Genomic DNA, 17,968 nt, shown 5'->3' with positions numbered 1-17,968 from the left:
GCGCAGCGATGCGTTGAGCTAACCGGTACTAATGACCCGTGAGGCTTAACCTTACAACGCCAGAGGCGTTTTGGTTGTAGAGACAGAGATTTTCAGCTTGTTCGACGGATACACCTGCGCGGCAGAAGCGGCGCGGGACAACAGAATTTGCCTGGCGGCTGTAGCGCGGTGGTCCCACCTGACCCCATGCCGAACTCAGAAGTGAAACGCCGTAGCGCCGATGGTAGTGTGGGGTCTCCCCATGCGAGAGTAGGGAACTGCCAGGCATCAATTAAGTAAAAAGCCCTTTGCATCCGCAAAGGGCTTTTTTACGTCCTGCATCCGGGCAGACGGCAGCGGCAAGCGGTAAATACCGGCGCATCAGGTGCTAAATACCGCCGGCTCAGCGGCCGGCAAGCCAGCCGGCGATAAAGTCAGCCACCCGGTCAGGCCGGCTGATGTTCAGAACGGGGACGTGAAGCGCCGGGCAGGCATCGCCGGCCACGGCAATAACGTGTCCGCCGGTTAAGGCCTCAGCGCTTTCATCAGTACCCTCCCGCCATAAAGTGATTTCTGGTACCTATTTGTTTTTAAATCACTCAATATAGCCAGCTCTCAACAACAATTTATACAGGTATTCCCTGTAAAAATTGCATGTGTTACAAGCAAATAATCGGTCCAGTCACAAATCGCAATATCAGAGTTGATCCACTTCCCGTTAGCCCTTAACAAATGCTTTACTCAATCCTTTAACGCTGCTTATCAGCAAGGAAAAGAGGCAAGGCATGACAGATATCATCAAAAACCAAAGCGACGAAAGCTCGCATCCTGATTCAACAAAAAAACGCATTTGGGCCATCGTAGGTGCATCATCGGGCAACTTAGTTGAGTGGTTTGATTTCTATGTATATTCATTTTTCTCACTCTACTTCGCACATATTTTCTTTCCGGCAGGCGATACCACAACGCAGTTGCTGCAAACAGCCGGCGTATTTGCCGCGGGTTTTTTAATGCGACCCATTGGGGGATGGTTATTTGGTTATATTGGAGATCGCCATGGCCGAAAGAAATCAATGCTGATCTCCGTATGCATGATGTGTTTTGGATCACTGGTCATTGCATGTTTGCCTGGCTATGAAAGCATCGGGGTTGCTGCACCCATTATTTTGTTACTGGCACGTATGTTTCAGGGCTTATCAGTAGGAGGCGAATACGGTACTAGCGCAACCTATATGAGTGAAGTCGCGCTTGAAGGACGTAAAGGATTCTACGCTTCTTTTCAATATGTCACCCTGATTGGTGGCCAATTAACGGCAGTGTTGACGGTGGTCATATTGCAGTTCACCCTCAGCGACGAAGAACTGCGTAACTGGGGATGGCGTATCCCGTTTTTCCTTGGTGCAGCACTGGCTATTGTGGCGTTATGGCTGCGTCGATCTCTGGAAGAAACTTCGGACAAGAAAAGCCGTGAACATGAAGATGCAGGCAGCGTTCGTGGATTGCTGCGTAATCATACGCGTGCTTTTTTAATGGTTTTAGGTTTTACAGCCGGCGGTTCACTCAGCTTTTATACCTTCACAACCTATATGCAGAAGTATTTAGTTAATACAGCAGGTATGGATGCTAAAACAGCGAGCGGATTGATGACTGGCGCATTGCTGTTCTTCATGTTGTTGCAACCCGCCATTGGGGCATTGTCAGATAAGATTGGTCGACGTGGATCGATGATGATCTTCGGGGCGGGTGCAGCGATCTGTACTGTTCCAATCCTGACTCTGCTGCAAAATGTACAAAGTCCATGGATCGCTTTTCTACTGATTATGCTTGCCTTACTCATCACCAGCTTTTATACCGCGATCAGTGGCATCTTGAAGGCTGAGATGTTTCCGCCGCAGGTGCGAGCATTAGGTGTGGGTTTATCTTACGCGGTTGCGAATGCAATTTTTGGAGGCTCGGCAGAATACATTGCCTTGTTGATGAAGCAACAGGGAATTGAAACGACCTTCTTCTGGTACGTTTCGGCAATGGGCGCGCTGGCATTTTTAGTCTCACTAATGCTGCACAAACGTGGCAAGGGCATCAAGCTTTAATGGCTCAAATTCCACAAAGCGATGCCGCTAGACGCTCCGGCAACATCCAAGGCTAAATCTTTCCAACTCCAGCCGCTGCCATCGTGGCGGCTGTCAAACCACTCTTTTCCGACGCCAAAACTCAGAGAAAACATCATTCCTATCGTGCTGCTTTGACGCGTGGATAGGTGCTGATGATCGCCATATTCGCTGCCAGCCGCTGCCAAAGCCGCTGAAGCAAAGAAATGCTCTGCTTTATCCTTGCCTGTCCAGCGATCTTCCGCGACGTGAGCACAACCGTTACAGAGCACAGCAGCAAACAGCAAAATACGGGTGGGTTTTCCTGAAAAGCCCACGCCGATTATAGAATGCGACTGATCAAACGGTCGATACGGATACGACGCAGGCGGCGGATAAGTTTGCGAACCTTTGCAGGGTAATCGGCAATACTTTCCAGCTCGCGATAATGTTTCACCACAGTCGTATGCTGACGAATCAACGTTAACTCTTTTTCACGTTGCTCCGTAAGCTGTTGCAGCGGATCGTGAATCAATACTGCATTTTCAAGATCGAGTCGCCATGCACGCGGATTAAGGTTATTACCGGTAATCAGCTGCCATTCATCGTCGACCCATATCCCTTTCAGGTGATAGCTGTTTTCGCCATCTTTCCACAATCGCGCAACTAGCTGATCGTTATCCACATAATACTGTAAGCGACTCAGGAAGCGGCGAAGATTAATTTCATAGAGATAAGGTAGAGCGCCGATAATTTTAAACGGCTGATCTTCAGGAATATAGAAATCATTAGCAGTTTTATCGCCAACAATAATCTCAACCTTCTTACCCTGACGCAGTAAGTGGATGATGTTTCTGACCAAAATCGCGGGCATATTAAAGTAAGGGGTGCAAATTACCAGTTTTTGCTCCGCGCAAGGCATCAAATGAAAGATGGTCTTGTTCAGTAAGCTGCGTTTGCCCAATCCCACTAGCGGCGTTACCGTCAGCTCTTCATTATGTCCGTTACCTTCAAACTGATAATTAAAACCGCGCAGATCCTGACGGAACTGGCGAGTTTCATTTTTAATTTCCGGGCTTGAAGGGCGTTCAGCAAAATCCAGCCGATTTACTGCTTCTGCCTGCTTTAGGTTGATATTCATCCATTCAAACATGGTATCAGCCAGCACTGGATTTCGGATTATCTGATAGCGGTCATAACGGTATTTATCATGCTGATGCAGATAGACGTCGTTCAGGCTGGCACCGCTATAAAGCAGCGTATCATCAATGATGAAGCCCTTAAGATGCAGTACACCGAGCGCTTCACGCGTGTTTACCGGAATGCCGTAAACGGGAATAGCGATATCCGCATGCTGCGTCGCCATCTCGCAATACCAGTCAGCGTTGGTCAGGCCGCGAGCGGCGCCAATACGTCCACGCTGCGCACGATGCCAGTCAACCAGAATGCTGATATCCAAATGCGGGCGCGCTTGTTTCGCCGCATAGAGTGCATTCATGATAGCGCGACCACCATCATCATTTTCCAGGTAAAGCGCAACGATGCAAATGCGGGATTGCGCTGCCGCGATCTTCTCCAGCAGCGTCTGACGAAATTCGGCAGGCGAGTAAAGTGTCGACACATCCGCAACGGATTGTGACAGTTTCGGCAGCTGTGCGAGGTGTTGTTGGTGTTTATTACGTTTAAATTTAGACAACATCACAGTGCACTTCTTCTCTGTTCATTGCATGGCCTTTTGCCATCAAATCAGGGTCATAACGATAAATAATAACATCAACGACGCTGATCGGGGCGATTTTTACCTTTCTCTACAAGGTTAGTTGATATCATCCTGCAGCGACAATTTAAGACTGACAATACCGTCATCCAATTGAATATCAACATGAAAGTTGAGTTTTCGCGCCAAAGTAATCATGCCGCGATTATGGGGCATGGTGATACCGTTCAATTGTTGCAGACCGTGATCGCGGGTATAGCGAATCATCTTTTCCAGTAAACGTCGTCCCATGCCAAGGCCTTTCAAATCAGAGCGCACGAGCACCGAAAATTCCGCATCGACATTATCCGCATCAGAAATGGCCCGCGTCACGCCAATAATTTCTGGCTGCCCCTGATGCTGTCGGAGGGCAATAATCGCCATTTCACGGTCATAATCAATCTGCGTCATATTGGCAAGATCGTCATGAGTAAATTCATTGATCTCACTAAAATAGCGATAATAGAGATCTTCTTTAGTGACCTGTCCAATAAAATCGCGTAGCAGCGGCTCATCCTCAGGCAAAATAGGCCGGAACAGGCAATATTGACCATCTTTTAATTCAACCTGTTCTTCAAGATGCTGAGGATAAGGACGAATGGCCAAGCGCGCTTCATTGTCACCGCTGAAAGGGGCAAGGTTCAGCGTTACGTCGAGCAGGGTAAAGTCATTGCCAGACACCAGCAGCGGATGGATGTCGAGCCGCTGAATCTCCGGGCAATCCACGACAAGGTTAGATACCTGAACCAGCAATTGACTCAAGCCAGCAATATCAAGCGGGTTCAACGCGCTACGGCTGCGAATTTTGCCACTTTTAATCGCCTGAATCACCAGGTAACGCGCCAGCGTCATGTTCAGCGGTGGCAGCGCAACGGCAGCTTGTTTATCGGCTTGCCACTCAACGCCACCTTCTCCCAACATGATAATGGGGCCAAACAGGGCGTCATGCTCAACAACCACACGCAGTTCTTGTGCTCCCGCGCGATTCGCCATGCTTTGCACTAATAAACCTTCGATACGTGCCTGGGGCAAAGTGTGTTTAACGCGATCAAAAATCGCGTCTGCCGCACCTTGCACCTCTGCAGCGTTACGCAAATAAAGCATCACGCCTTGTACATCTGATTTATGCGCGATATCTGGCGAGCGCAGCTTAAGCGCTACCGGATAACCAATCTGCTCTGCAATGGCCACCGCCGCCGCGCTGTCGCTGGCGATCCATGTAGGTAATGTCGCTAAACCGTATGCGTCTAAGACGGGTTGAACTTCATGCGTATCAAGCGAGGTAATGCCTTTTTCCAACGCTTGAGACAGTAACTGATGTGCCTGCGCGCTATCTTGCGTCAGGCTGGTGGGCAGGGCTGGCGTTTCACGTAACTGCTTTTGATTACGGCGATATTCCACCTGATGCATAAATGCCGTCACCGTACCTTCAGGCGTACGCCAGGTTGGGATCCCTGCTTGGGTAAAAGCACGCCGTGCAGCCTGCGATGAAAACTCACCGCTCCAGTTGGTCAGCAGCGTAACCAGCTTGCCACGCGGATGCTGAGAAATCGCGTTGATCAACTGCTCTGCTGATTCCGTAGCAGGCGCAACGGCGCTAGGTGCATGGATTATCATCAATGCATCAAGATCATGGCTATTCAGCAGAATATTGATGCAGGCAACGTAGCGTTCTGGCGTAGCATCGTCTTTTAAATCCAGTGGATTACCGTAGCCGGTCCCTTCTGGTAATACGTCGGCGAGCTGCTGTAGTGTCTCTGCATTCAGCGTCGCTAACTTGCCGTTACGCGCATAAAGTTCATCAAGCGCCAGCGCGGCCGGCGCAGCGCCGTTGCTGACAATCATTAAACGCTCGCCGCGCAGTGGACGCATATGACTCAATGATTCCACGGCTGTGAAGAGTTCATGTGTGTCCTGCACCCGCAGCAATCCGGCGCGTTGAATTGCGGCATCCCAGGCGGCATCCAGCCCGCTGTGGGTGCCGAGTAGCGCTTGTGCCTGCCGGCTGCGGCCACTTTTTATCACTAAAATGGGTTTGTTACGCGATGCACTGCGCGAAGCAGAGACAAAACGTCGCGCATCACTTAGGTGTTCAAGATAGAGCAGTATGGCGCTGGTTTTGCCGTCGCGAGCGAGGAAGTCGAGCAGATCGTCAACATCAGTATCTAAACTATCGCCTAAAGCGATAAACCAGGAAAATCCCAAGTTACGCTGCTGCGCCCAGTCCAGAATAGTGTTGGAAACGGCAGCGGATTGCGAAATAAACGCGATACGGCCTTTTTCAATCGGTACTGGCGAAAAGCTGGCATTTAAACCTTGCCACGGCGCGAGCAAGCCTAAACTGTTGGGGCCGAGCAAACGGATCTGCCATCGGCTGGCACAGGCTTTAAGCTCTTCTAACTGGCTGGCAGGAGCGGAGAGAATAATGCAGGCTTTGCAGCCTTTTTCGCCGAGCTGTTGCAGTAGTTCAAAATTGCGTCGGGCGTGAGTGCAGATCACTGCAAGATCGGGTGCGAAAGGTAAACTGTCGATGGTGGGCCAGGCGAGTACGCCGCTGACCGCTTTGTATTTTGGCGTGACCGGCAGAACCGGGCCGCTAAAGCCGCCCGCCAACAGATTGCGCATCATAAAATACCCGGCACGCCCGGGCTTTACTGAAGCACCAATCACCGCAATCGATTTAGGTCGTAACAGCGCTTCCAGTCCGCGTTGGCTCATCTCGCTCTCCAGAGCTCAGGATTTGCATGATTGTAAACGCTTTTTAGCGACCCTGCCGCCCGGCAGATCGCAAGCTACAGATCTTCTTCAGATTTCTGTTGCCTGGCCAGGATGATGCGGTTTACCGGCTAAGTAGGCGGCGCGGAATTGCTCGAAATGGTTAAGTAGTGCATCGGCTGCGAATCGATCTCCTGCTTGTTCAAGCAGCGCTGCCGCCACTTCGGCGGTACAGTGTTGCCCCTCACCGTGCGCTTCACGCAGGGTATAACGCGACGGTGTGCTGACATTGAGCGACATCACCGGCAACGCATCCAGCCACGGACTTTTGCGGAACATTTTACGCGCTTCGCTCCAGGTACCATCCAGCATAATAAACAGTGGCGGTTTACCGCTCAGCGGCGGGGCAGTTAACACTTCGCGGTCAGGATCAGCATAGGCAGCAGGAAAAACCACCAGCGGTTGATACATGGGATTAGCCACGGCTTGCAGTAATAACGGATCCGGTTCGATGCGCGACCAACCAAAAGCCTGCGTTTCCGGCAGAATATCGGCAATCAAACGCCCGGTATTACTTGGTTTCATCGGTTCCGTATCAAACATCACCAGACAAAAGCGGCTGCGTGCCGTTTGTGGCTGGATTGAGGAGCAGAGGCAGAGTTTTTCTGGCAACAGGCAACCCTGACAGCGCAACACACGGTTACCGCGAGCGAGAAAAGGGCGCGTGGCGCGCGCCAGGCGTTGAGTACGCAGGCGTAATACGGCGTTATCAGACATGATTATTCGGGACAGGAAAAACGTCAGTGTAATCGAAGCGCAACAGAAAAGGAAAAGGCCAGCGTGGCTGGCCTTTGAGGATTAAAGCGATTCGTCGAGCCATTCATTAAACGGCGCTTTTGGCATTGCACCGTTAAGCATGTCAACCATTTCGCCTTTCTTAAACAGCATAATGGTAGGAATGCTGCGAATGCGGAAACGCGCGCTAAGCGCAGGTTCGGCTTCGGTGTTAACTTTAATAAAGCGCACTTGTCCGCTTCGTTCACCGGCAACATCTTTGAATACCGGTGCAAAGTTCACGCAAGGCCCGCACCAGGGGGCCCAAAAATCGACGACAACCGGCAAATCATCTTGCAGATACTTGTCTAGCGTGGCAGCAGTAGCGCTAATCACTTCGCCATTAAATAACGCGGTGCCGCAGCGACCACATGTTGCTCCATCGGCAAGTCGTTCTTGCGGAACGCGATTGGTTGCCTGGCAGGAAGCACATACCGTATTCATAGGAACCTCTGAGGTTGGAACGTGTCAGTCTGGTATTTATTGTCCATTATGAAAGGGGTAAAAGAACCGCTCAATTTGGATTTCCCAATAGGTTCAATAGTTGATAGCTAAGCGCCAGCACATCAGGTAATCTTCGCGCTCTCAATGCAGGAGGAACAAATGAACGACGAATTTAAAGGCAAAAGTGGTAAGGTCAAAGTGATGTATGTGCGTGGCGAGGACGATAAAAGTGCACGTGCACCCAATCCTCGTACAGGCAAAGGTGGCCGTCCCGCTGCCCGCCAGGAAGATACTCGTCGTTCTTCTGGTCCCCGCACTGAACGTAATGAAGGCCGCTCTTCAGGTCCACGCAACGACCGTAATGAAGGTCGTTCTTCCGGTCCATATGGTGACCGCAGCGAAGCGCGTCCTTCTGGCCCTCGCAGTGACCGTAATGAAGGCCGCTCTTCAGGCCCGCGCAACGACCGCAACGAAGGTCGCTCTTCAGGTCCACGCAATGACCGTTTCGACGACAGCCGTAAACCACGCGGTGGCGGCGAAGATTCACCTTGGCGTACCATTTCCCGTCCGCCGTCTGCTTCAACTGAAGCAGCAGATGACAAACCCGATCACGGCGGCATCAGCGGTAAAAGTTTTGTCGATCCAGAACAGATTCGCCGTCAGCGTTTAGAAGAGACGCGTGTTTATGGTGAAAACGCCTGTCAGGCGCTGTTCCAGAGCCGCCCGGAAGCGATTGTACGCGCCTGGTTTGTTCAGGAAGTGACGCCGCGTTTCCGTGAAGCGCTGCGCTGGTTAGCAGCAAACCGCAAAGCCTACCATGTAGTAGAAGATGCTGAGATCACCAAAGCTTCAGGCACTGAACATCATGGCGGCGTTTGCTTCCTGATTAAAAAACGCATGGGCATGGCAGTATCAGAGTGGTTGAGCAAAGCCGATGAAAAAGATTGCATCTTAGCGTTGGAAGATGTCAGCAACCCACACAACCTCGGCGGCATTATGCGAAGCTGCGCACACTTCGGTGTGAAAGGTGTGCTGGTGAATGATGCCTCGCTGCTGGAATCGGGTGCGGCTGTTCGCACCGCAGAAGGCGGAGCAGAGTATGTGCAATCCATCAGTGCTTACTCCTTCAACGAAGGCCTTGAAGCGTTCCGTAAAGCCGGTTACACCATTGTCACGACGTCAAGCCATGAAGGTACGCCATTGGCGAAGGCTAAATTGCCGGCCAAAATGGTGTTGGTATTGGGCCAGGAGCGCGAAGGCTTGTCGGACAGTGCTTTCCAGCAGGGCGACATGAGTGTGTCAATCGGCGGAACCGGTAACGTTGAAAGCCTCAACGTCTCGGTTGCGACCGGCGTATTGCTTGCTGAATGGTGGCGTCAAAACGCATAAAAAAACGGGCCGAAAGGCCCGTTTTGCTTTTTAGCGTTAGTGCGCACCGCCTCCGCCGCCACCCGCACCAAAAGGTGGACGCGCAAACCAAATCAGCACCAGCAGAATCAAAAATACGCCCGCCGATGCCCAGAAAATCTCGTTTGCCGAGATGATCAATCCCTGATTGGTAATTTGCTGCGCGATATAAGCTGACGCTTGCTGATGTGTCATGCCCATACTTTCCAACTTATCGTACATCTGCTGCGAATTAACATTATACGGCGTTACAGATTCCGACAAATAGCTGTGATGCATGGATTCGCGATCGGTCCACAGGGTAGTGGTAATCGACGTGCCAATCGAGCCCGCTAGCGTTCGGACAAAGTTCGACAGACTTGAGGCTGCCGCCAGACGATCCGGCGTCAAACCCGACAAAGTAATCGTCGTCAGCGGCATAAAGAAGCACGCTACCGCAAAGCCCTGAATAAACTGCGGCCATGCCGATGCGCCAAAATCCATGCCTGGTTCGAACGTGTAAGCACGCCAGTAAAAACAGACGGCATACATAATAAAGCTGAAGGTCACCAGACGACGCATATCCAGCTTATGGGCAAAGCGGCCAATAATTGGCGACAGGATAACCGGAATAATCCCGACCGGCGCTGACGCCAGTCCTGCCCAGGTTGCCGTGTAGCCATATACCTCCTGCAATAGCTGCGGCAGCAAAACAATCGAGCCGAAGTAGAGCATGTAAGCCAGGCTAATCGACAAACAGCCGATAGTGAAATTACGTGATTTAAACAACGACAAATCGACTATGGGATGGTCGTCAGTTAGCTCCCAAACCAGCAGCACAGCCAAGGCAATCACCGCCACAACGGCTAGCACAATGATCTCCGTTGAGCTAAACCAGTCGAGCTCTTTGCCGCGATCCAGCATCACCTGCAAACAACCAATGCCGACCACCAACAACACTAACCCGACCATATCAATAGGACGTATTTCGGTTTTGGTTTCGCGGCCACGCAAGGTTTGCAGCGTTAACATCACCACCACCGCCCCAATCGGCACGTTAATGAAGAAGATCCAACCCCAATGATAATTGTCACTGATCCAGCCACCGAGAATCGGGCCACAAATAGGGGCCACGATCACCGTCATTGCCCACAGCGACAGCGCGATACTGCGCTTCGCCGGAGGGTAATTACTCAGTAGTAAACTTTGCGACAGCGGAATCAGCGGGCCAGCAACAATGCCTTGAATCACGCGGAAGAAAATCAGCATTTCCAAGCTTTCTGACATGCCGCACGCCCAAGAGGCGATAGCAAACAGGATGGTCGCCCAGGTGAACAGCTTCACTTCACCAATGCGTTTTGCCAGCCAGCCGGTAATCGGGATCGAGATGGCATTTGCCACCCCGAACGAGGTAATGACCCATGTGCCTTGTGAGTTCGAGGCGCCGAGATTACCGGCAATAGTAGGAATAGCCACGTTAGCAATGGTCGAGTCCAGTACCTGCATGAACGTCGCCAGCGACAACGCGATGGTCATTAAGACCAGCGGCATCCCTTCAAGCGGTTTTTGTGCCATTACAGCCTCCGCATCATCATCCGGCGTTGGCGCGGACGATATCGGTGATCAGCTGATTAACCGGCATGAGGTCAATCGCCAGCGCATTACTGCTGTAAGCCGCTTGTTGGCGTACGCTGGTGGCCAGCGCACTGCCGCCCGTCACGCTGGTATCCACTTTCACCAAGGTTGAAAGGCCAATACGCAGCGGATGTTGAGCAATATCTAGCTGATTCAGCTCGATACGTACCGGCAGACGCTGAACCACTTTGATCCAGTTCCCGGTTGCGTTCTGCGCGGGCAACAGCGAAAAGGCGCTGCCGGTGCCCATATCAAGCCCCACAACTTTGCCGTGATAAACCACTTCATCGCCATAAATATCAGCGACCACGGTGGCGGGCTGGCCGATACGCACGCCTGCCAGCTGAGTCTCTTTAAAGTTGGCATCCACCCACAAATTGGTGGCAGGCACCACTGCCATTAACGGCGTGCTGGTGCTGATCTGTGAACCAACTTGCACGCTACGACGCGAAACATATCCATCCATTGGGCTACGAATATCGGTACGCTGCAACGCCAACCAGGCATCACGTAGCTCTGCGGCGCTCTGTTTTACCGCTGGCTGGTTTTCCAGCGAGGTCTGGAGAATCATCGCCTGATTCGCGTTGTATTGCTGTTCAGCGACATCGAGCTGTGCTTTGGCTGTGGCTACTGCATCACGCGAGTGTTGCAGCTCCTCACGACCAATCAGGTTAGAAGCGCCTAGCGGTTCGCGGCGCTTTAGATCGGCTTCGGCTTGCTGCAAAGCAGTTTGCTGTAGCTTGATGCTGGCTTGGTATTGTTTGCCGTTAATCATCAGCTGATGCGTTTGACGTACGCTGGTGGCTAACGCCGTTTGCGCTTTTTCAAACGCCTGTTCGGCATCAGTTTTATCCAGCGAAACCAGCACATCTCCTTTTTTGACGAAATCAGTGTCGTCGAACCACACTTTATTCACGCTACCTGAAACCTGTGCCATCACCTGCACCTGGTTACCGGCAACATAAGCGTCATCTGTTTCCTGATAGTGACGCAGCACCAAAAACCAATAAACCAGCCACGCAATACCGATCAGCACAAAGATGATCGCCAGCCCTGTTAGCACAACTTTGCGCTTTTTCTTTTTATTTCCAGGCTGTTGCGGGCTTTGTGCTTCTGCCGTTGCACTCATGTCGTTCTCCACGTTTTCCATTTAACCGGGGTGCGGGGATCCCTTCTCGCAGACGCCCGAGTCGAAAAAAGCCAGCGACTGAGCGCTGGCCTGATAAAAAGGGGATTAAAATAACGGTTTCGAAGGGTGATTGTGTCGCACTTCTTGCTATTAGCGCGACAGCGAGGCGATAAGCTGATCTTCGTCCATTTTATCTAAGCGGTTAAGCAACTTACGGGTAATCCCTTCCAGTTGTGACTTCTCATCTACCGACAAAGAAGACCACAAATATTGCAGGCTTTGATGCTGTGGCGGCAGAACCTGTCGCAGGAAGTCATTGCCTTTTTCGGTCAGATGCAGGTGCAGGCAACGGCGATCGTGTTCGCTTTCACGACGTTCAATCCAGCCGCGCTTTTCCAGCTCATCGGCAATGCGCGTAGCATTGGTGCGCGACGAGCCCAGCGCTGAGCTGAGTTCTGAGGGTTGGATGCTCTGGTTTTCTTGCGCATCCAGCGTAATCAGCGCCATAAACAAGGTTTCGTTAATTCCCTGCGCCTTGAGCATTTTGTTGCGGTTGTCTAACAGCTTTCCCTGCATGTGCATACACAGGCGCGTCAGAATGATCTCCTGCAACGGGAAATCTTTATGGCGGTTAGCACGGATGTTTAGCATCTGTTCAATGGGAGTAAACGAACTTTCCATTTAAAAAAACCTCACTAATTGCAACTAGTATAATAACTCTGGTGACAGAATAATCGTGGTCATATTTTCCGCTGGTGATTGGGAACGATCACATTGTCAACATCGGGTGATTCCAGGTCTATCCCTGACCTTGGGCGCGAAACCCGCGCCCGCTGCGCCAAACAGCGGCAGCATGCGCTATCAAAACGGTGCGAAAGCAAATAATTTCGCGAGAAAAAATAACTTTAGTGAATAGCTTTATGCCTAACAATAACAAAGCCAATCAAATGTGACCAGACACAACCAAAAGTTTGGTGGCGCTTTTACGTTTCCTAAACATTCTCAAAACGGTGTCCACGCCACCAAATCAAAAGGTTCACTAATGTCATTAAGGCACCTGCAGCACAGACGCCATACCAACCCGCAAGATGGTAAGCATTGGCCGACAAGAATGAACCGAAGGCACCCCCGATAAAATAGCTGGTCATGTAACCGGCGTTGAGGCGATTACGAGCCTCCGGCTTTTGCGCATAAATGACGCTTTGATTGGTGATGTGGACGGCTTGCACAGCCAGATCGAGCAGCAAAATGCCGATAATCAGCGCAGTAAGATAATGTGCTCCCAACGCAATAGCGGCCCACGATGCCAGCATGATCAGTAGGCCAGCGCTGGTCGTCAGTTTTGCTTTGCCTTTATCGGCTAACGCACCGGCCTGACGTGCCGCCAGTGCACCTGCCGCGCCAACCAAACCCAGCAGGCCTATCTGGCTTTCCGAAAAATTGTAAGGTGGCGAAGAGAGCAGAAATGCCATCGAAGTCCACATTACACTGAAGTTCGCGAAAGAGAGGCAACCGGTATAAGCGCGGGTGCGAATCACCCGATTTTCAGCATATAAACGGAAAATGGACCGTAACAGTTGAGGATAATTCAGCGAAACCGATTGCCTGGTTGATGGCAAAAAGCGCCACAAGGCCACGGCCATCAGCGCCATTAAGAGGCTGGCGGTCCAGTAAACGGTACGCCATCCGCCAAACTGCGTTAATAAACCTGCAACAGTTCGCGCCAGCAAAATGCCTAACAACAGGCCGCTCATTACCGTGCCAACAATTTTCCCGCGCCGATCTGGATCGGCCAACGTGGCGGCCAGTGGCACCAGAATTTGTGCGACCACCGAAAACAGGCCAGTAATCAGCGTACCGAGCAGTAACAAGGCAAACGAAGTGGAGAGGGCCGTGATCACCATGCCGCCTGCGGCCAGCAAACTCATGACAACGATCAGTCCGCGCCGCTCCAGCATGTCGCCCAGCGGAACCAGCAGCAGTAATCCGCAGGCATAGCCGAGTTGTGCGACTGTCACGATAAATCCCGCTAGATTGACTGAGAGATCAAACTGTTGAGCAATGGTATGAAGCAGAGGCTGCACATAATAATTGCTAGCAACCGACAAACCTGTAGCGACCGACATTAGCAGGACTAATGCAGGCGTTAAGCGCTGGCGGGAAGCATTCATTGAGGGGAACGGTGGGTAATAATCATAATGAGTTAATAGTAACTCAAAAAACTATTTCAATGTTGTGTTAATTAACAGGACATACCAGTGGAAAAAAGATCAAAAAAGGGCGGAAAGTTCCGCCCTTGATCGTTGTGTGGCTTTTTATTTAGCAGCAGCCTGGGCATCGGTTACCCATTTATCAAATTCAGCCTGATGGCCTTTGATCCAACCATCAACGTGACCATTGATAGCATCTTCAGAAGATTGTCCATCGTGCATAGCAGCATTTTCTGCGTTGATATCGGCCAGCGGCAGTTTCATTTCGGAGAACAGTTTCGCGGCGGCTGGGTTTTTCTCAGCCCAGGCTTTGTTTGCCACGATATGCATGGTGTTCACCGGGAAGCCGTAGTTTGAGCCATTCGGTAACTTGGTATCGACATTTTTCTGTTCACCCGGCATGGATGAAAAAGGCACCTGTAACCACACCACATCACGGCCTGGTTTTAATACATCGCTGACCCAATACGGTGTCCAGGTATAATAGAGAACCGGTTTACCCTGCTTGAAGCGCGTGATGGTGTCGGCAATCATCGCAGAGTAATTACCTTGGTTGTGCTCCACCGTATTGCTCAGGCCGAAGGCATTGATCTGATGATTAATGACCGCTTCGCAGCCCCAGCCCGGTGTGCAGCCTGTCATATCGGCTTTGCCGTCACCATTGGTATCGAAAAGCTTGGCAATTTTCGGATCTTTCAACTGCTCAATATTTGTAATGTGGTGCTGTTCAGCCGTTTTCTTGTCAATCAGGTAGCCTTGCGCGGCACCTGTAACATAAGTTCCTGCCCGATAAAATTTTGCATCGCCGCCAGCCGCTTTATACATATCATCATGCAGCGGTTTCCAGTTGGTCGCGATGAATGTGGCATCGCCCGCAGCAATGGTGGTGTAGCCAACGTTGTAATCGACTTCACTCGGTTTTTCGACGGTGTAACCCAGTTTCTCTAACGCACGGCTAACCAGCAGTGTCTGAAAAGTCTCTTCAGAAATGGTGCTTTGAACCGGTTTAACTGTAATGCCTTTGCCTGGCAGGTCGGCAGCGGAGACGTGTGAAACGGCGAAAGTCGTTAACACGGCGGCGAGCAGAGGAGCTGTCTTGCGCATAGTCATTCCTTATTTTTAGGTGTCGCTTCAAGGCTGGCGGCACAGCGTGCCGCCCGAAAAATCATTTTTTGCGGAAAGGGGATAAAAGCAGGCCAATCGGGCCAGAGTAATACCAGTGGCGATTGCCACGGCTGCGGCTATCGCGGCCCATTGATTGCGTGAGTCGGTCAAGAATAATGGCGAGGATCACGATGCCCACGCCGCCAACAGTGGCGAGGCCCATATCAAGACGACCAATACCGCGTAATACCATCTGTCCCAAGCCGCCCACGGCGATCATCGACGCGATAACCACCATTGACAGCGCCAGCATCAGTGTCTGGTTGACACCCGCCATGATGGTTGGCATCGCCAGCGGTAACTGTACTTTGAACAACATTTGACGCGGGCTGGCACCAAAAGATTCGCTCGCTTCGATCAGATCGGCAGGCACCTGTTTAATGCCAAGGATGGTCAGGCGCACAATGGGCGGCAAAGCAAAGATAATGGTCACCACGACGCCAGGCACGTTACCGATACCGAACAACATCACAATCGGCACCAGATAAACGAAGGCGGGTGTGGTTTGCATCGCATCCAGCAGCGGACGCACAATACGTCCCGCACGTTCACTGCGCGCTAACCAAATCCCCAACGGCAATCCAATAAGGATACAGAACAGCAGCGCGGTTAAGACCAGCGCCAACGTCACCATCGCTTGTGACCATGCACCAATCGCACCAATCAAAATCAGTGAAATCAGCGTGGCGATCCCCATTGCCGGCGTGGCAATTTGCCAGGCGATGAGTGCAAACAGCACAATCGCGACAGGCGCAGGCATACCCATCAGCATCTGCTGGAACGCGCTAAGAATGTAATCAATCGGTACGCGAATGCCCTGGAACAGCGGACGGAAATGGGTCACTACCCAATCAATCCCTTCAGTTACCCAATGATCGAGCGGAATCCATGTTTTATGAAACGGGTCCATCAGGTTGAAATGCTCGGGCTGCGGCGCAGGCGCGCTGTTTAACCAGTCGCCGCTGCTGGCTGCGGCATCATGCCCACCGCTGCTGCCTGAAGCACCCCATGCATCAGCGCCGCCTCCATCGCTTGGTGTTGCAGCATTGCTGCTGTCGGCAGGCGATGTTGCATTGCTTGGACTTGACCAGGGATCGCTGCTTTGATCGGCTGCTGGTGGGGGTGTTTGTGCGGGTGTGCTGGCAGCGTCCCACGGATTGCTTGCATCTTTACTCATTGCTGGGCTCCTTCACGATCTAAAGCGCGTAATAACATGCTCTTTGAAATGATACCGACGTACTGATTCTCTTCTCCGATAACCGGCACGGCGCAAGGCGCCTGAGCCACATGCGAGAGCAAATCATTCAGCGAGGTATCCGCAGGAACCGCAGCAGGAAGCGAGAGCAGGGCGCTGTCGAGGCCTTCTCCCGCCGCTAAAGCCGCTTTAAGTGAATCGGTTGAAACAACGCCGACAAATTTCTGTTTTTCCAGCACGTAGCCATATTCACGATCTTCATCTTGCAGCAATTTAATGGCGGAACGAGGACCAAAACCAGCCGCTTTGCGAATTAACGCGCCAGCGCTGCGACGAGCAATATCTTTGGCGCTGAAAACATGGCTAATATCCACGCCGCGGAAGAAGGTGCGCACATAATCATTGGCCGGATTATTGAGGATTTCATCCGGCGTTCCCACCTGAACCACTTCACCGCCTTGCATAATGGCAATGCGATCGCCAATACGCATCGCTTCATCAAGATCGTGGGAAATAAATACAATGGTACGCTGATGTTTAGCCTGTAATTTTACCAGCTCATCCTGCATCTCGGTGCGAATAAGCGGATCAAGTGCAGAGAAGGCTTCATCCATTAATAATATGTCAGGATTAATGGCTAATGCGCGGGCTAATCCAACGCGTTGACGCATACCACCAGAAAGTTCATCGGGGTAAGCATGAGCATAATTTTCCAGGCCGACCTGACGTAATGCATCTAACGCTTTTTCCTGGCGTTCAACAACATCAACACCCGCTAATTCCATGCCAAAAGCCGTATTATTTAGCACGTTCATATGTGGCATGAGTGCGAATGACTGGAATACCATGCTGATCTTATTTCTGCGCACTTCACGCAGTTCGCTGTCCGATATTTTAGCAATATCGACACCATCAATGATGACCTGGCCGCGAGTGGGCTCTATCAGACGATTGAGAAGGCGAACCATGGTCGATTTTCCTGAGCCGGATAACCCCATGATGACGAAGATCTCGCCTTCTTCAATGGCCAGACTGGCATTTTTAACCCCGAGAGATAAACCGGTTTTCTCGAGAATAACGTCCTTTCCTTCTCCCTTTTCTATGTATTTAAAGGCGCGTTCTGGATTGTCGCCAAATATCTTATAGAGATTTTTTACTTCGAGTTTAATTGCCATGCAGTAATACAATCCTGGTTAAATTTTTTAATATCAAACTGCTTTCCCGATGAAATTTAAGCAGGCCATACCGTAGCATACTCAGATTATCTGACAACCCTGAGTCAGATATTGGCGCGCCCTGAAAGCGTGTCAATGGCGAATATTCCTAGTGCCTGTAAGGGATGCGGCTGAATTATTTTTTTTGAAATCGCAAAGCGAATTTAATCCTGTTTCGGCCTGTTTGGTTGTGAAAGCGGCTAAAAGAGAGGCCGTATTG

The 17,968-nt window shown here is 51.3% G+C and carries 14 protein-coding genes and 1 rRNA gene; 3 read left to right on the top strand and 12 right to left on the bottom strand.

Translation table 11 applies throughout. The annotated features are described in order from the left end of the window. Positions 1 to 150: 150 nt before the first annotated feature. Together rrf and SC127_RS03670 are read left to right on the top strand one after the other, a co-directional pair. Positions 151 to 266: ribosomal RNA gene (rrf, locus tag SC127_RS03675) — 5S ribosomal RNA — on the top strand. A gap of 498 nt (positions 267 to 764) precedes the next feature. Next, positions 765 to 2,069, top strand: a complete 1,305-nt coding sequence (locus SC127_RS03670; RefSeq protein ID WP_215845795.1) for an MFS family transporter — start codon at positions 765 to 767, stop codon at positions 2,067 to 2,069. Here SC127_RS03670 and SC127_RS03665 read toward each other — a convergent pair. The 5 genes from SC127_RS03665 to trxC form a co-directional block, all read right to left on the bottom strand. Beyond that, entirely contained in the window at positions 2,066 to 2,374 is a 309-nt protein-coding gene (locus tag SC127_RS03665) for a YfiM family lipoprotein (RefSeq protein WP_442955737.1), read from the bottom strand. The genes SC127_RS03670 and SC127_RS03665 overlap by 4 nt on opposite strands. Positions 2,375 to 2,409: 35 nt before the next feature. Next, positions 2,410 to 3,765: a CDP-diacylglycerol--serine O-phosphatidyltransferase gene (pssA, locus tag SC127_RS03660; RefSeq protein ID WP_215848227.1), complete on the bottom strand. Its 1,356-nt coding sequence runs from the start codon at positions 3,763 to 3,765 to the stop codon at positions 2,410 to 2,412. 117 nt (positions 3,766 to 3,882) lie between these two features. Then, positions 3,883 to 6,540: a bifunctional acetate--CoA ligase family protein/GNAT family N-acetyltransferase gene (locus SC127_RS03650; RefSeq protein WP_332625279.1), complete on the bottom strand. Its 2,658-nt coding sequence runs from the start codon at positions 6,538 to 6,540 to the stop codon at positions 3,883 to 3,885. Between the two features lie 87 nt (positions 6,541 to 6,627). Continuing rightward, entirely contained in the window at positions 6,628 to 7,314 is a 687-nt protein-coding gene (locus SC127_RS03645) for a tRNA-uridine aminocarboxypropyltransferase (protein ID WP_243077362.1), read from the bottom strand. A gap of 81 nt (positions 7,315 to 7,395) precedes the next feature. After that, a complete protein-coding gene (trxC, locus tag SC127_RS03640) occupies positions 7,396 to 7,815 on the bottom strand; it encodes a thioredoxin TrxC (protein ID WP_215845799.1) in 420 nt (139 codons plus the stop codon). 159 nt (positions 7,816 to 7,974) lie between these two features. Here trxC and SC127_RS03635 point away from each other — a divergent pair, with 159 nt between their 5' ends. Continuing rightward, positions 7,975 to 9,204 (top strand): tRNA/rRNA methyltransferase, encoded by a 1,230-nt coding sequence (locus SC127_RS03635; protein WP_332625275.1) that lies wholly within the window; start codon positions 7,975 to 7,977, stop codon positions 9,202 to 9,204. 36 nt (positions 9,205 to 9,240) lie between these two features. Here SC127_RS03635 and emrB read toward each other — a convergent pair whose 3' ends face one another. The 7 genes from emrB to proV form a co-directional block, all read right to left on the bottom strand. Continuing rightward, positions 9,241 to 10,776 (bottom strand): multidrug efflux MFS transporter permease subunit EmrB, encoded by a 1,536-nt coding sequence (gene emrB, locus SC127_RS03630; protein ID WP_215845801.1) that lies wholly within the window; start codon positions 10,774 to 10,776, stop codon positions 9,241 to 9,243. Between the two features lie 16 nt (positions 10,777 to 10,792). Beyond that, positions 10,793 to 11,965, bottom strand: a complete 1,173-nt coding sequence (gene emrA, locus SC127_RS03625; protein WP_332625273.1) for a multidrug efflux MFS transporter periplasmic adaptor subunit EmrA — start codon at positions 11,963 to 11,965, stop codon at positions 10,793 to 10,795. A gap of 150 nt (positions 11,966 to 12,115) precedes the next feature. Beyond that, a complete protein-coding gene (gene mprA / locus SC127_RS03620) occupies positions 12,116 to 12,646 on the bottom strand; it encodes a transcriptional repressor MprA (protein ID WP_215845803.1) in 531 nt (176 codons plus the stop codon). Positions 12,647 to 12,957: 311 nt separating this feature from the next. Next, positions 12,958 to 14,136, bottom strand: coding sequence for an MFS transporter (locus tag SC127_RS03615; RefSeq protein WP_332625272.1), 1,179 nt, complete (start codon positions 14,134 to 14,136; stop codon positions 12,958 to 12,960). Positions 14,137 to 14,280: 144 nt separating this feature from the next. Then, positions 14,281 to 15,279, bottom strand: a complete 999-nt coding sequence (proX, locus tag SC127_RS03610; RefSeq protein WP_215845805.1) for a glycine betaine/L-proline ABC transporter substrate-binding protein ProX — start codon at positions 15,277 to 15,279, stop codon at positions 14,281 to 14,283. Between the two features lie 61 nt (positions 15,280 to 15,340). Further along, on the bottom strand, positions 15,341 to 16,516 hold the full coding sequence (gene proW / locus SC127_RS03605; protein ID WP_332625270.1) for a glycine betaine/L-proline ABC transporter permease ProW: 1,176 nt from the start codon (positions 16,514 to 16,516) through the stop codon (positions 15,341 to 15,343). After that, positions 16,513 to 17,709: a glycine betaine/L-proline ABC transporter ATP-binding protein ProV gene (gene proV, locus SC127_RS03600; protein ID WP_215845807.1), complete on the bottom strand. Its 1,197-nt coding sequence runs from the start codon at positions 17,707 to 17,709 to the stop codon at positions 16,513 to 16,515. The genes proW and proV overlap by 4 nt, the downstream gene beginning before the upstream one ends. Positions 17,710 to 17,968: the final 259 nt, after the last annotated feature.

It is taken from the genome of Pantoea sp. T14, from assembly GCF_036663535.1.
GTDB classification, from domain to species: domain Bacteria; phylum Pseudomonadota; class Gammaproteobacteria; order Enterobacterales; family Enterobacteriaceae; genus Pantoea; species Pantoea phytostimulans.
Note: the sequence above shows the minus strand (reverse complement) of the source record. Positions and strands in the feature narration are given on the sequence as shown.

What these genes read in the sequence shown, in the direction of transcription:
- SC127_RS03670 (WP_215845795.1), top strand. Translation starts at nt 765, where the DNA reads ATGACAGATATCATCAAAAACCAAAGCGACGAAAGCTCGCATCCTGAT.
- pssA (WP_215848227.1), bottom strand. Translation starts at nt 3,765, where the DNA reads ATGTTGTCTAAATTTAAACGTAATAAACACCAACAACACCTCGCACAG.
- SC127_RS03650 (WP_332625279.1), bottom strand. Translation starts at nt 6,540, where the DNA reads ATGAGCCAACGCGGACTGGAAGCGCTGTTACGACCTAAATCGATTGCG.
- SC127_RS03645 (WP_243077362.1), bottom strand. Translation starts at nt 7,314, where the DNA reads ATGTCTGATAACGCCGTATTACGCCTGCGTACTCAACGCCTGGCGCGC.
- trxC (WP_215845799.1), bottom strand. Translation starts at nt 7,815, where the DNA reads ATGAATACGGTATGTGCTTCCTGCCAGGCAACCAATCGCGTTCCGCAA.
- SC127_RS03635 (WP_332625275.1), top strand. Translation starts at nt 7,975, where the DNA reads ATGAACGACGAATTTAAAGGCAAAAGTGGTAAGGTCAAAGTGATGTAT.
- emrB (WP_215845801.1), bottom strand. Translation starts at nt 10,776, where the DNA reads ATGGCACAAAAACCGCTTGAAGGGATGCCGCTGGTCTTAATGACCATC.
- emrA (WP_332625273.1), bottom strand. Translation starts at nt 11,965, where the DNA reads ATGAGTGCAACGGCAGAAGCACAAAGCCCGCAACAGCCTGGAAATAAA.
- mprA (WP_215845803.1), bottom strand. Translation starts at nt 12,646, where the DNA reads ATGGAAAGTTCGTTTACTCCCATTGAACAGATGCTAAACATCCGTGCT.
- SC127_RS03615 (WP_332625272.1), bottom strand. Translation starts at nt 14,136, where the DNA reads ATGAATGCTTCCCGCCAGCGCTTAACGCCTGCATTAGTCCTGCTAATG.
- proX (WP_215845805.1), bottom strand. Translation starts at nt 15,279, where the DNA reads ATGCGCAAGACAGCTCCTCTGCTCGCCGCCGTGTTAACGACTTTCGCC.
- proW (WP_332625270.1), bottom strand. Translation starts at nt 16,516, where the DNA reads ATGAGTAAAGATGCAAGCAATCCGTGGGACGCTGCCAGCACACCCGCA.
- proV (WP_215845807.1), bottom strand. Translation starts at nt 17,709, where the DNA reads ATGGCAATTAAACTCGAAGTAAAAAATCTCTATAAGATATTTGGCGAC.